General features: G+C 76.0%; 11 protein-coding genes and 1 pseudogene. 5 read left to right on the plus strand and 7 right to left on the minus strand.

Going from position 1 to position 13,153, the window contains the following annotated elements:
- Window positions 1-51: 51 nt before the first annotated feature.
- The 7 genes and pseudogenes from hemB to hemE all read right to left on the minus strand — a co-directional run bounded on the left by hemB (window position 52) and on the right by hemE (window position 7,796).
- A complete protein-coding gene (hemB, locus tag ACZ2G1_RS05710; RefSeq protein WP_425323799.1) occupies window positions 52-1,050 on the minus strand; it encodes a porphobilinogen synthase in 999 nt (332 codons plus the stop codon).
- Between the two features lie 228 nt (window positions 1,051-1,278).
- A pseudogene (locus ACZ2G1_RS05715) lies at window positions 1,279-2,139 on the minus strand (uroporphyrinogen-III synthase); the annotation flags it as partial.
- Between the two features lie 5 nt (window positions 2,140-2,144).
- Window positions 2,145-3,104 (minus strand): hydroxymethylbilane synthase, encoded by a 960-nt coding sequence (gene hemC, locus ACZ2G1_RS05720; RefSeq protein WP_017833436.1) that lies wholly within the window; start codon window positions 3,102-3,104, stop codon window positions 2,145-2,147.
- Window positions 3,095-4,303, minus strand: a complete 1,209-nt coding sequence (locus tag ACZ2G1_RS05725; RefSeq protein WP_176337626.1) for a ferrochelatase — start codon at window positions 4,301-4,303, stop codon at window positions 3,095-3,097. Before ACZ2G1_RS05725 ends, hemC begins: the two co-directional genes overlap by 10 nt.
- Window positions 4,300-5,052 carry a hydrogen peroxide-dependent heme synthase gene (gene hemQ, locus ACZ2G1_RS05730; RefSeq protein WP_095650638.1) on the minus strand — a complete coding sequence of 251 codons (753 nt, stop codon included), beginning with the start codon at window positions 5,050-5,052 and terminating at the stop codon, window positions 4,300-4,302. Before hemQ ends, ACZ2G1_RS05725 begins: the two co-directional genes overlap by 4 nt.
- Window positions 5,053-5,055: 3 nt before the next feature.
- Complete coding sequence (hemG, locus tag ACZ2G1_RS05735; RefSeq protein ID WP_470377572.1) at window positions 5,056-6,594, minus strand: protoporphyrinogen oxidase; 1,539 nt, start codon at window positions 6,592-6,594, stop codon at window positions 5,056-5,058.
- Window positions 6,591-7,796, minus strand: coding sequence for a uroporphyrinogen decarboxylase (gene hemE / locus ACZ2G1_RS05740; RefSeq protein WP_017833432.1), 1,206 nt, complete (start codon window positions 7,794-7,796; stop codon window positions 6,591-6,593). The genes hemG and hemE overlap by 4 nt, the downstream gene beginning before the upstream one ends.
- Window positions 7,797-7,945: 149 nt before the next feature.
- Between hemE and ACZ2G1_RS05745 the strand changes: the two genes are divergently transcribed.
- The 5 genes from ACZ2G1_RS05745 (at window position 7,946) to ACZ2G1_RS05765 (ending at window position 13,151) form a co-directional block, all read left to right on the plus strand.
- Window positions 7,946-9,271 carry a glutamyl-tRNA reductase gene (locus tag ACZ2G1_RS05745; protein WP_017833431.1) on the plus strand — a complete coding sequence of 442 codons (1,326 nt, stop codon included), beginning with the start codon at window positions 7,946-7,948 and terminating at the stop codon, window positions 9,269-9,271.
- A gap of 50 nt (window positions 9,272-9,321) precedes the next feature.
- Window positions 9,322-9,939, plus strand: a complete 618-nt coding sequence (locus ACZ2G1_RS05750; RefSeq protein ID WP_017833430.1) for a TetR/AcrR family transcriptional regulator — start codon at window positions 9,322-9,324, stop codon at window positions 9,937-9,939.
- 52 nt (window positions 9,940-9,991) lie between these two features.
- Window positions 9,992-10,228, plus strand: a complete 237-nt coding sequence (locus ACZ2G1_RS05755) for a DUF3107 domain-containing protein (protein ID WP_017833429.1) — start codon at window positions 9,992-9,994, stop codon at window positions 10,226-10,228.
- 350 nt (window positions 10,229-10,578) lie between these two features.
- Window positions 10,579-12,297, plus strand: coding sequence for a DEAD/DEAH box helicase (locus ACZ2G1_RS05760; RefSeq protein ID WP_017833428.1), 1,719 nt, complete (start codon window positions 10,579-10,581; stop codon window positions 12,295-12,297).
- Window positions 12,294-13,151 (plus strand): DNA-methyltransferase, encoded by an 858-nt coding sequence (locus ACZ2G1_RS05765; protein WP_017833427.1) that lies wholly within the window; start codon window positions 12,294-12,296, stop codon window positions 13,149-13,151. The genes ACZ2G1_RS05760 and ACZ2G1_RS05765 overlap by 4 nt, the downstream gene beginning before the upstream one ends.
- Window positions 13,152-13,153: the final 2 nt, after the last annotated feature.

Raw genomic sequence — 13,153 nt, forward strand, 5'->3', positions numbered from 1 at the left:
GGTTTGTCTGCTTCCTTCCGCCGGGGGTGCCGGCTCGGGGGACGGTGGGGGTCAGGAGAGGCCGTTCTCCTCGCGGAACCAGTCCGCGAGCTCGACGGCGAAGTAGGTGAGCACGGAGTCGGCGCCCGCGCGGCGGATGGACAGCACGGACTCCTGGATCGCGGCCCGGCGGTCGATCCAGCCGTTGGCGGCGGCGGCCTCGATCATGGCGTACTCGCCGGAGATCTGGTACGCGGAGACGGGCACCGGGGAGACCTCGGCCACGTCGCGGAGGATGTCGAGGTAGCTCATGGCCGGTTTGACCATGACCATGTCGGCGCCCTCGTCCAGGTCCAGCTGCAGCTCGTGCAGCGCCTCCCGGCGGTTGGCGGGGTCCATCTGGTAGCTGCGGCGGTCGCCCTGCAGCTGGGAGTCCACGGCCTCGCGGAACGGGCCGTAGAACGCGGAGGAGTACTTCGCGGAGTAGGCCAGGACGGCGACGTCGGGGTGCCCGGCCTCGTCGAGGGCGGAGCGGATCACGCCGACCTGGCCGTCCATCATGCCGGAGGGCCCGAGCACGTGGGCGCCCGCCTCGGCCTGGGCCACGGCCATCCGGCCGTAGATCTCCAGGGTCGCGTCGTTGTCCACGGTCCCGTCCTCGGCCAGGACGCCGCAGTGCCCGTGGTCGGTGAACTCGTCCAGGCACAGGTCGGCCATGACGACGAGGTCGTCGCCGACCTCGGCGCGCACGGCGCGCAGCGCCCGGTTCAGGATGCCCTCGGGGTCGCACCCGGCGCTGCCCTCGGGGTCCCGCTCGGCGGGCACGCCGAAGATCATGAACCCGCCGAGGCCCTTGGCCGCGGCCTCGGCAGCGGCGCGCCGGAGCGAGTCCATGGAGTGCTGGACGACCCCCGGCATGGAGCCGAGCGGGGCGGGCTCGGCGAGGCCCTCGCGGACGAACACGGGCAGGATGAGGTCGGACGGATGGACCCTGGTCTGCGCGGCGAGCCGGCGCACGGCCGGGGTGGTGCGCAGGCGGCGGGGGCGGGACACCAGGTCGTAGCGGGGAATTCGGTGGGTCACGGAGTTCGTCTCCTCGGTCGCAGGGATCGGTGTCGTCGGGATCGGTGTGGTCGGTGCGGCCGGCGGCGGAGCCGCCGGCGTCGGGGTCGGGGCGGGCGCCCCCGCGGCCGCCCGGGAGGCCGCGGGTGCGGTGAGGGCCCGGGCGAGGGCGTCGCGGATCCCCTCCGGGGTGGGCAGGGACGCGGCCACGGACGGCAGGCCGCGCTCGGCGGCGGCGCGTCTCGTCGGCTCGCCGATGGCCACGAGGACGGTGCCGGCCAGGACGTCGGGGTCGTCGCGCACGAGCTCGGCGAGGTGGGACGGCGCCGTGAGCACCACGGCGTCGGCCTCGCCCGCGGCCAGGACCTGCAGCAGGTCGGACCGGTGGAGCTCGGCCACGCGCCCGTCCACGCCGCGATCCGTGTCGTCGTCCGTGCCGTCGACCGCGTCGTCGTCCGTGCCGTCGGCCTCCCCCTGGGCCGCGGCCCGCCGCACGAGGGGCGCGGGCGCCGGCCAGGGCACGGTCTCGTAGGCCGTGGCCGTCAGCACCCCGTACCCCCGCGCGGTCAGACCGGTCTCGAGGGTGGGCCGGGCCCGGGCGGAGAGCGGCAGCAGGACGGTGCCGGGAGCCGGCTCCGGCGGCCAGTCGGCGAGCAGCCCGGCGGCCGAGTGCACCGCGCCGGGCACGAGGTCCGGCCGCAGCCCGGCCGCCGTGAGGGCCGCGGCCGTGGCGTCCCCCACCGCGGCCACGCGCAGGCCGGCCCGCCGGGCCGCCGCGAACCGGTCGCCGAGTGCCGTGCCGGACGGCTCCCCCGCGACCGCGCGCAGGGCCCGGACGGTGGTGACCGAGGTGACCACCAGCCAGGACCCGGCGGCGGCCCCCGGGTCCGCCGCCCGGTCCAGCAGGGCGGCCACGGGACCGGTGTCCCCGGGGAGGGTGGCCTCGAGCAGCGGGGCGAGCCGGACCCGGGCCCCGTGCCCGTGCAGCAGCGCCACGAGCTCCCTGGCCCGGTCGGCGGAACGGGTCACGACGACCCTGGCCCCGCGCAGGGCGGCGGCCGGGTCGGCGGAGCGGTCGGCGGGGCCGGGGTGCGGCACGGGTCTCAGAGCGTCAACCGGGCCAGCCGGCCGGCGCCGTCGGCGAGCAGCTCGTCGCCCAGCCGGTGGCCGAGGGCGCGGGCGTCGTCGACGCCGCGCTCCGCGGTGCGGCCGCTGCGGCGCATGACCCGGCTGCCGTCCGGGTCGGCCACGACGACGTCGAGCACGAGCACGCCGTCCTCGATCCGCGCGAAGGTGCCCACGGGGGCCGCGCAGCCGGCCTCGAGCCGGGTCAGCAGCGCCCGTTCCGCGGTCACGGCCAGGCGGGTCTCCAGGTGGTCCACCGCGGCGAGGGCGGCGGCGAGCGGGGTGTCCCCCGAGGCGTCCTCGGTGCGGCACTCGAGGGCCAGGGCGCCCTGCCCGGGGGCGGGGAGCATGACGGACGGGTCGATCAGCTCGGTGATCGCGTCCTCCAGCCCGAGCCGCCGCAGCCCGGAGGCGGCGAGCACCACGGCGTCGAGGTCGCCGGGGGCCACCCGCCCCAGCCGGGTGCCCACGTTGCCGCGGATGTCGACGATCTCCAGGTCCGGGCGCGCCGCGCGCACCTGCGCCGCGCGCCGCGGGGAGCCGGTGCCGACCTTCGCGCCGGCGGGCAGACCGGCGAGGGTCAGCCCGTCGCGGGCGCACAGGGCGTCCCGGGGGTCCTCCCGCTCCGGCACCGCGGCGACCTCGAGGCCCGGCACGGGAGCGGTGGGCAGGTCCTTGAGGGAGTGCACGGCCAGGTCCACGGATCCCGCCAGCAGCGCGGCCCGCAGGGCCGTGGCGAAGACCCCGGTGCCGCCCATCTGGGACAGGGGCCCGGTCAGGACGTCGCCCTCGGTGCGGATCGTGACGAGCTCCGGCTCGAGCCCGCCCGCCGCCGCGACGGCCCTGGCCGCCGTGGTGGTCTGGGTGAGCGCGAGCCGGGAGCCGCGGGTCCCGACCCGCAGCACCGGGAGCCCCTGCGCCGCGGCCGTCACGACCACCGCACCTCCCCCGCCTCGTCGAGGGCGACCGGGAGGGGCTCGCCCTGGGGGCGCTGCGCGATGGTCGGACGGGGCCCGGCGGCGCCGCGCAGCACCTTGACGCAGCAGTCCGGGGCGCAGTCGTCGAACCACGTGCCCTCGGCGCACGCGGAGAGCCGCGGCGGGGCGGCGCGCCCGGCGACGCGCTGCTCCACGAGGTCCGCGAGCCCGGCCACGAACGCCGGGTGGGTGCCCGCGGTGGGGGTGCGCACGGCCGGGAGGCCGAGCCGTTCGCAGGTCTCCAGGGCCTCCGTGTCGAGGTCCCACTTGACCTCCATGTGGTCGGAGACGAAGCCCAGCGGCACGAGGACCACGCCGGCGACACCGCGCTCGGCGAGCTCCTCGAGGGCGTCGTTGACGTCCGGCTCGAGCCACGGCACCTGCGGCGGCCCGGAGCGGGACTGGTAGACGAGGTCCCAGGTGTGGTCCCCGAGCTCCTCCGGCCCCACGCGCTCCAGCACGGTCCGGGCCACGGCCAGGTGCTGGGCGACGTAGGCGGAGCCCTCCTCGAAGTCCATCCGCGCCGGCCCGGAGGCCTCGGCGTCGGTCGTGGGGATGGAGTGGGTGCAGAACAGGACCGCGATCCTGCCGCCGTCGGCGCCGAGCCGGTCGCGCACCTGCGCGAGGCCCTCCCGGAGGCCCTCGACGAAGGGCTGCACGAAGCCCTCGGAGTCGTAGTACTGGTGGACCTTGTCGACCTGCATCTCGTCCGCGAGGCCGAGCTCCTCGAGCGCCACGCCGTAGTCCTCGCGGTACTGGCGGCAGCCGGAGTAGCTGGAGTAGGCGCTGGTGGCGAGCACCAGGAGCTTGCGCAGCCCGCGCGCGTGGCACTCCCGCACCACGTCCGCCACGTAGGGCGCCCAGTTCCGGTTGGCCCACAGCACGGGCACGCTCAGGCCCCGGCCGAGCAGCTCGGCCTCGAGGGCGGAGCGCAGCGCGCGGTTCTGGGCGTTGATGGGGCTGACGCCGCCGTTGGCCCGGTAGTGGGTGGCCACCTCCTCCAGCCGCTCGTCGGGGATGCCGCGGCCCTTCGTGACGTTGCGCAGGAACGGCAGGACGTCGTCCTGCCCCTCCGGCCCGCCGAAGGACGAGAGGACGACGGCGTCGTAGTGCTCCGGCGCGTGCGCGCGGGCCCGCGACAGGGCGTTCTCGGCGCTCATCGGAGCACCTCCGCGAGCTCCTCGGAGCGGATCCGGCGGCCCGTGTAGAACGGTGTCTCCTCGCGCACGTGCAGCCGGGCCTCCGTGTTGCGGAAGGCCCGCATGACGTCGACGAGGTCGACCAGCTCGGGGGCCTCGAGCGCGAGCAGCCACTCGAAGTCGTTGAGCCCGAAGCACGCGATGGTGTTGGCGAGGACCTGGGGGTAGTCGCGCGCCGCCATGCCGTGGTTGCGCAGCATCTCGGCGCGGCGCTGGGCGTTCATGTAGTACCACTCGTAGGAGCGCACGAACGGGTAGACGCAGACCCAGTCCTCGGGGGCGACGCCGCGGGCGAAGGACGGCGAGTGGTTCCGGGTGAACTCGGCGTCCCGGTGCACCCCCATCGCGTTCCAGGCCTGCGCGGTGCCGGCCAGGAGCTCCGTGCGGCGCAGCCGGCGGACCGCCGACTGGAGCGCCTGGGGGTCGTCGCCGTGCAGCCACGTGAGGACGTCGGCGTCCTCGCGCATCCCCGAGACGTCGTAGGCGCCGCGCAGCGTCACGCCCTCGGCCGCCAGCTGCTCGACGACACCGTCGAACTCGGCGGCCGCGGAGGCGTCGTCGCCGGCCGTGCGGGCCGCGGCCCCGCCGGCGGGGCGGGCGAACACGGACCAGACGGCCCAGTGCAGCCGCTCCGCGCCGCCGTCCTGCGTCGGCTCGGGCGTGGCTGCGGGGTGACCGCCGTGCTCGTGGGGGCTGGTGTCGTGGGACAAGGCTCAGTCCTTTCGTCGGGTGCTGGTCGGTGGGGTGCGTGCCGGTTCGGCGGCGGCCGGCGCGGCGTCGTCCGGGACGCCCGCCTCGGCGAGCAGGGCGCGGACCTGGGCCCGGGTGTCGGCGACGACGGAGGCGAGGCCCGTGCCCGCGAGCCACCCGCCGACCGCGACGGCGTCGGGCAGCGCCGCCAGCGCCCGCCGGAAGTCGGCGACCCGCCGGGCGTGCCCGACGCCGGTGCGGGGCAGCGCGGAGCGCCAGCGCACGATGTCCGCGCCGACGAGCTGGGCGGGCCGCAGGGGCATGCCCATGAGGGTCGAGGCGTCGGAGAGGGCCAGGCGGATGAGCTGGTCGTCGGGCAGGGCCACCTCAGGGGGCACGGCGGTGGCGTCGGGCTGGGCGCGCCCGTAGGAGAGCCGCAGCACGTGCCGGCCGGGGCCGGCCGCCTGCCGGACCCAGTCCCACTTGGCGCTCGCGTGGGTGAGGGCCTTGGCGCGCACGCCGCGGGCGTCCTCGCTCACGAGCAGGCCGGTGCCCCGGGGGGCGCCGTCGAGGCGCGGCTCGTCGACCACGAGCGTGGCCAGGGCCACCTGGGGCCCGGCCCCGGGGGCGAACCGCTGGAGCCCCTCCTCGTGGCTGGCGAGGAGCCGGACGGCGGTCGTGCCGTCGGTGGCCATCACGAGCAGCTCCCCGCGCGCCACGGCGGTCTTGTGGCCGAAGCGCGGCTGGCGCTGGATGACCATCCAGCCCTCGCGCCGGGGGTCGCGGTCGAGGGCGATGACGTCGTAGCCGGTGACGAGCTTCACGCCCGCCCGCTCGAGGTCGTGCACGAGGGTCTCGGACAGCGCGTTCATGCCGCCGCGCAGCCCGGCCACGTTCGCGCCCGCGGGCGCGGCGCGGCGCAGGGCGCCCGCCGCGGCGCCGAGGGACCCGTGCTCGCGCAGGGCCCGCCGCAGACCGGGGGCGACGGCGTCGACGTCGAGGTCGTCGGGGTGGGCGGAGTGCACGCCCGTGGCGAACGGCGCGACGAGCCGGTCCAGCACCCGCTCCCCCATCCGCGCCCGGACGAGGCCGCCGAGGGAGCGCTCGGTCATGCCGACGAAGGCCGGCAGCCGGCGGTCGAGGCTCGCGCGCAGCATGCCGGCACGGCCGAGGGCCGCCCGCAGCCGGGGGGCGGTCGGGTCGGCGGGGATGCCCAGGATCCCGGAGTCGGGGGCGGGCACGGCGCCCTCCGGCAGGAACAGCCACGAGCCGGAGCGGTTGGGGTGCACCACGCGCTCGCCGAGGCCGAGCTCGTCCAGGAGGTCGGGGACCGCCCGGGAGCGGGTCGCGAAGGACTCGGCGCCCGAGTCGAGGACGAGGCCCGCCACCTGGTGGGCGCCGACGGCTCCCCCGAGGTGGTCCTCGGCCTCGACCAGGGTGACGCGCAGCCCGCGGGCCGCCAGGTCGCGGGCGGCCACGAGCCCGGAGACGCCGCCGCCCACCACGAGGGCGGATCGGGGCGGGGTCCGGCGGGCGGGCCGGCCGTCCCGCTCCGCGCTCACGGCCTGCCGCCGCGAGGGGTCTGCTCCAGCGGCTGGTCGTGGACGAAGGACACGAGGTCCGTCAGCACCTGCGGGTCGGTGCCCGGCGGGACGCCGTGGCCGAGGTTCACCACGTGCCCGGGCGCCGTGGCCCCGCCGGCCAGCACCTCGCGCACGTGCTCGGCGAGCACGGGCCAGGGGGCGGTGAGCAGGGCCGGGTCGATGTTGCCCTGCAGCACGGTGGACCCGCCGAGCCGCCGGTTGGCCTCGGCCAGCGGGATCCGGTAGTCCACGCCCACCGCGTCCGCGCCGGCGTCCCGCATCGCGGCGAGCAGCTCACCGGTGCCGGTGCCGAAGTGGATCCGGGGCACGGCGAGGTCCTCGACGGCGCGCAGCGCGGCCGCCGAGTGCTCCACCACGTGCGCGGAGTAGTCGGCCAGGGACAGGGAGCCCGCCCAGGAGTCGAAGAGCTGCACGGCGGAGGCGCCGGCCTCGACCTGGGCGCGCAGGAACGCCCCGGACGTCCGGGCCGCCCACTCGGCGAGCGCCCGCCAGGCCGCCGGGTCGGCGTGCATCATCGTGCGCGGCAGCAGGTGGTCCCGGGAGGGCCCGCCCTCGACCATGTAGGCGGCCACGGTGAACGGCGCCCCGGCGAAGCCGATGAGCGGGGTCGCCCCGAGCTCCGCGACGGTGCGGGCGACGGCCTCGCGGATCGGGTCGAGGGAGCCCTCGGTGAGCTCGGGCAGGGCGGCGACGTCGGCGGCCGTGCGCACGGGGCGCTCCAGGACGGGGCCGCGGCCCGGGACGATCTCGACGTCCACGCCGGCCACGCGCATGGGCACGACGATGTCGGAGAAGAAGATGGCGGCGTCGACGTCGTGCCGGCGCACCGGCTGGAGCGTGATCTCGGCGGCCATCGCGGGGTCCAGGCAGGCGTCGAGCATGGCGGTGCCCTGGCGCAGGGACCGGTACTCCGGCAGTGACCGGCCCGCCTGCCGCATGAACCACACCGGGCGGCGGCCGGGCGCGCGGCCCGTGAGGGCCTGCAGCAGCGGGGCGTCCAGTGTGCCGGCGGCCCGCAGCGGATGGCCCTGCGGCAGCGCCCCGAGCGATCCGGTCAGGCGCCGGAACGCCGCCGAGGGGTGGGTGCCGCCCGTGGGGTGCCCGGGAACGGCTGCGGTCGACGTGTCCGGCGTGCTCGCCGTCTCAGGGGTGGTAGGCATAGTGCTCCCATTGTGCCAAGGAACACCGACGTCGTTTACCGACGCAGCGTCACCGGGGTCCGGGAGGGGCCGGTCGGTGACGGACGTGAGCGGCCTCTCGGACGTCACTGAGGCGCGGATCCGCGGTGACCGTCTAGTATGAATGCACTGTGGTCCTCTTCGCTCTCGTCGCCTCCCATCAGAACGTCGATCTGAACACCGTTGCGCGTCTCAGCACCGGTGCGCTCGGGCTGTCCGAGGAGATGGTCCGCAGCGGCCCGCTCCGGGGCGCCGTGACCCTCTCGACGTGCAACCGGCTCGAGATCTACGGGGAGCTCGAGGACACGCCGGGCGTCCCGTCCGGGGCGGCGCTGGACCGGGTCCTGGCCGAGCTCGCCGAGCAGATCGGCTCCCGCGCCGGGCTCGACCCCGAGTTCGTGGCCGACTCCCTGCGGGCCTTCACCGACTCCGGCGCCGCACGCCACCTCTTCACCGTGGTCTCCGGGCTGGAGTCCGCCGTGGTGGGCGAGCGCGAGATCACAGGGCAGGTCCGGCGCGCCCTCAACGACGCCCAGCAGGCGGGGACGGTCTCCGGCAAGCTCCAGCGGCTGTTCGAGGCGGCCGCCCGCACCGCCCGCAAGGTGGGCACGCAGACCGCCCTGGGCGAGCGCGGCCGCTCCATCGTCTCCGTGGCCCTGGACCTCGCCGACGACGTCACGTCCGGCACCTGGACGTCGCGCCGGGCCCTCGTGTTCGGCACGGGCGCCTACGCAGGGGCGACCATGGCGGCCCTGCGCGACCGCGGCTGCGCGGACATCGAGGTGTACTCGGCGTCGGGCCGGGCGGAGCAGTTCACCGAGAACCGCGGCGGCACCCCGGTGGGGACCGCGGAGCTGGCCGCGGCCCTGGAGCGCGCCGACGTCGTGATCGGCTGCAGCGGCGGCTCCGCCCCCATGGGCGCCGCCGCGTTCCCCGCCGGGTCCCGCACCGTGGTCGACCTGGCCCTGACCCGCGACTTCGACCCCGCCGTGGCGGACCTGCCCGGCGTCGAGCTCATCACCCTCGAGTCGGTGCGCGTGGCCGCCCCGGACGAGACCCGGGAGTCCGTCGACGCCGCGAGCGGGATCGTCGAGCGCGCCGCCCAGGAGTTCGCCGCGAGCCAGGAGGCCCGGGACATGGACGCCGCGATCGTCGCCCTGCGCAAGCACACCATGGCCGTCCTGGACGCCGAGCTCGAGAAGGTCACCTCCCACCACGGATGCACGGCCGCCCAGGAGCAGATCGAGCTCGCGATGCGGCGCATGGTCCGCTCCCTGCTGCACACCCCCACCGTCCGCGCGCGCGAGCTCGCCGCGCAGGGCCGGCAGGACGAGTACATCACCGGTCTGGCGGCGCTGTACGGCATCGAGGTCCCCGCGCCCGCCGCGGAGGAGAGCGCACCACCGGCGGCCGGGGCGCCGCCGGAAGCCGCCACCCGGTCCCAGGCCGCGGGGTAGGGCAGCATTCGTTCGGCCGGCGCCGCCGACCGGTTGAGGAGGAACGGTTCATGACTGAGACCAGGAGAGGCCGCCCGGCGCGCCTCCCGCGCGAGGCCCGCCGGCGGCAGCTGCTCGAGACGGCGCTGACCGTGTTCTCCTCGAACGGGTACCACGGGTCGTCCATGGACGACATCGCCGACGCCGCCCAGGTGAGCAAGCCCGTCCTCTACCAGCACTTCCCCGGCAAGCGCGAGCTGTACCTCGCCCTCGTGGACCACTACCTGCAGGAGCTCTCGCTCGGGCTCGTCACGGCGCTGCAGGGCAGCGACGTGAACCGCGAGCGGGTCGAGTCCATGCTGGACGTCTACTTCGGCTTCGTCGAGGCCAATCCGGAGGCCCACCGGCTGATCTTCGAGTCCGACCTGCTGGCGGACCCGGAGGTCGCGGAGCGCTTCGAGAGCTTCCACCTCGCCGTGGCGGACTCGATCGCCGGGGTCCTCGGGCCCAACGCGGGGCTGAGCCACCCGCACGCCGTGCTCGTCTCCCGCTCCCTCACCGGCATGGCGCAGACCGCCGCGGTGCACTGGATCCGCAACCCGGGCACCGGCGGCCGGGCCGAGGCCCAGCGCCAGATCTTCCGTTTAGCTTGGGGCGGAATCTCGATCATCGACGAGGACTGGCAGTAGCGCCCTCCTAGACTGGCCGGGACGCATCCCGCAGCCCCGACCAGGAGGAACCATGGAAATCAAGATCGGTGTTCAGCACGTCGCCCGGGAGATCGTCGTCGACTCCGCGCTCGAGGCGCCGGAGGCCGTGGAGCTGATCACCGCGGCCTTGTCCTCCGGGTCCCCCCTGACCCTGACGGACACCAAGGGCAACGTGACGGTCGTCCCCGCGGGCGTCATCGGCTACGCCGCCGTCGGCGCGGAGCAGAAGCGGGCGGTCGGCTTCACCCCCTTCGCCCAGGACGGCTGAGACCCCCTCCGCCCGGCACGGCGGACCCGGCCCGGCGACCGCACGGAGCGTGCGCGGTCGTCGGGCTACACTGTTGAGTGCACTGGATGACCGGTCGTACCCGCGATCCCACGAACGACAGACACCTACTCGCCCCCGCTCCCCGCGAACAGGCCCCCCACGGCGGCCTCGCGCAGGACCGGACCCGGGCGCCACGCTCCCGTGGCCCGCGCGGTCGAGGCGGCGCACGCTCACGATCGGCTTCCACCCAACGCACGCCCCCCCGGCGCCCGCCAGCACGGCGGCCCGGAGGCCGGACCCCGAGGTCCCCTCCCTTCAGCGGGCGTGCCCGAGTCGTAAGGAAACCGACCGTGACCGACCACATCACCGACACCGCACCGGACGCCGCCGCGCCCGACGACGGGACCGTCCTCGACGGCACCCCCGAGGTGGTCGTCGAGACCACCGAGCACCCCGAGCCGCTGCCCCAGGACTTCGCCGAGTTCGGGGTGCGCCAGGACATCGTGGACTCCCTCGCCGCCGAGGGCATCGTCCACCCCTTCCCCATCCAGGCCATGACCCTGCCGGTGGCGCTGTCCGGGCAGGACATCATCGGGCAGGCCAAGACCGGCACGGGCAAGACCCTCGGCTTCGGCATCCCCGTGGTCCAGCGCGTCGTGGGCCGCGGCGACGCGGGGTGGGACCAGCTGAAGAAGCCGGGCGCCCCGCAGGCGCTCATCGTGGTGCCCACCCGCGAGCTCGCCGTCCAGGTCGGCCACGACCTGGCCACCGCCGCGCGGACCCGCGACGCCCGGGTGGCCACCATCTACGGCGGCCGCGCCTACGAGCCCCAGATCGAGCAGCTGCAGGCGGGCGTCGAGGTCGTCGTCGGCACCCCCGGCCGGCTCATCGACCTCAACCGGCAGCGCCACCTCGACCTGTCCGCGGTGCGGGCCGTGGTGCTCGACGAGGCCGACGAGATGCTCGACCTCGGCTTCCTGCCCGACGTCGAGAAGCTGCTCTCGGCCGTGCCCGAGGTCCGGCAGACGATGCTCTTCTCCGCGACGATGCCCGGGCCCGTGGTGGCCATGGCCCGCCGCTACATGACCAAGCCCATGCACATCCGGGCCGCCGCGCCGGACGAGGGCGCCACCAAGAAGGACATCCGCCAGGTGGTCTACCGGGCGCACCACCTCGACAAGGACGAGGTCGTGGCCCGGATCCTGCAGGCCGAGGGCCGGGGGCGCACGATCGTGTTCACCAAGACCAAGCGGGCCGCGGCCAAGCTCGCGGACGAGCTGATCACCCGCGGCTTCGCCGCCGCCCCGCTGCACGGCGACCTGGGGCAGGGCGCCCGCGAGCAGGCGCTGCGCGCGTTCCGCAACAACAAGGTCGACGTGCTCGTGGCCACGGACGTCGCCGCCCGCGGCATCGACGTCGAGGACGTCACGCACGTCATCAACTTCCAGTGCCCCGAGGACGAGAAGACCTACCTGCACCGCACCGGCCGCACCGGCCGCGCGGGCAACAAGGGCACGGCCGTGACGTTCGTGGACTGGGACGACATCCCGCGCTGGCGGCTGATCGACAAGGCCCTGGAGCTCGGCATCCCCGAGCCCCGCGAGACCTACTCCTCCTCCGAGCACCTGTACGAGGAGCTGAGCATCCCGAAGGGCACCAAGGGCCGGCTCCCCCGCTCCAGGCGCACCCACGAGGGGCTCGGCGCCGAGGTCCTCGAGGACCTCGGCGAGCCCGGCGGGCGCAAGAGCGGCCCGCGCGGCGAGGGCCGGGACGGGCGCTCGCGCGACCGCGGTGCCGGCCGCGGCGAGGGGCGCGGCTCCGGCCGCGGCGACCGCGGCGGGTCCGGCCGCGGTGAGGGGCGCGGCGGCCGCGGCCGCCGCGACGACGCCGCGACGTCGTCCGCTCCGCGCGAGGACGCCCGGGCGCCCCGGGCAGCTGCGCGCGAGACGGCTCCCGAGGCGCCCCGGGAGACCTCGGTGGAGCGCACCTCGGACGGCACCACCCGGCGCCGCCGGCGCCGCCGCAGCAGCGCGGCCTCGCCGGAGCAGAGCGGCACCGCCGGCGAGTGAGCCCCTTCGCCTTCGACGCCGAGGGCCCCGACGCGGTGGTCGCCGCGGAGAACCTGGATCTCCTGCGGCGGCTGCCCGGCGGGGCCTTCCGCATGATCTACGTGGACCCGCCCTTCAACACGGGCCGCACCCAGCGGCGGCGGGAGTCCACGGTGACCCCGGCCGCCGCCGGGGAGGGCGACCGCACCGGCTTCGCCGGCCGCTCCTACACGACCGTGCTGGGGGCCCTGCGCAGCTACGACGACGCGTTCGCCGACTACTGGGGGTTCCTGGAGCCCCGTCTGCGGGAGGCGTGGCGGGTGCTGGCCGACGACGGGACGCTGTACCTGCACCTGGACTACCGGGAGGTGCACTACGCGAAGGTGATGCTGGACGCGATCTTCGGGCGGGAGTGCTTCCTCAACGAGATCATCTGGGCCTACGACTACGGCGGGCGCTCCCGCCGCCGCTGGCCCGCCAAGCACGACAACGTCCTGGTGTACGTCAAGGACCCCGAGCGGTACCTGTTCGACAGCGCCGAGGTCGACCGGGAGCCGTACATGGCCCCGGGCCTGGTGACCCCGGAGAAGGTGCGGCTGGGCAAGCTGCCCACGGACGTGTGGTGGCACACCATCGTCTCCCCCACCGGCCGGGAGAAGACCGGCTACCCCACGCAGAAGCCCGTGGGCCTGGTGCGGCGGATGGTCGCCGCGAGCTCCGCCCCCGGGGACTGGGTCCTGGACTTCTTCGCCGGCTCCGGGACGCTCGGCGCCGCCGCCGGGCAGCTGGACCGGCGGTTCGTGTGCGTGGACCGCAACCCGGAGGCGATCGAGGTCATGCGCGCCCGCCTGCCGGGCGCGACCGTGTGGGACTGAGC

The sequence above is a fragment of the Kocuria sp. KKT182 genome, from assembly GCF_055635395.1.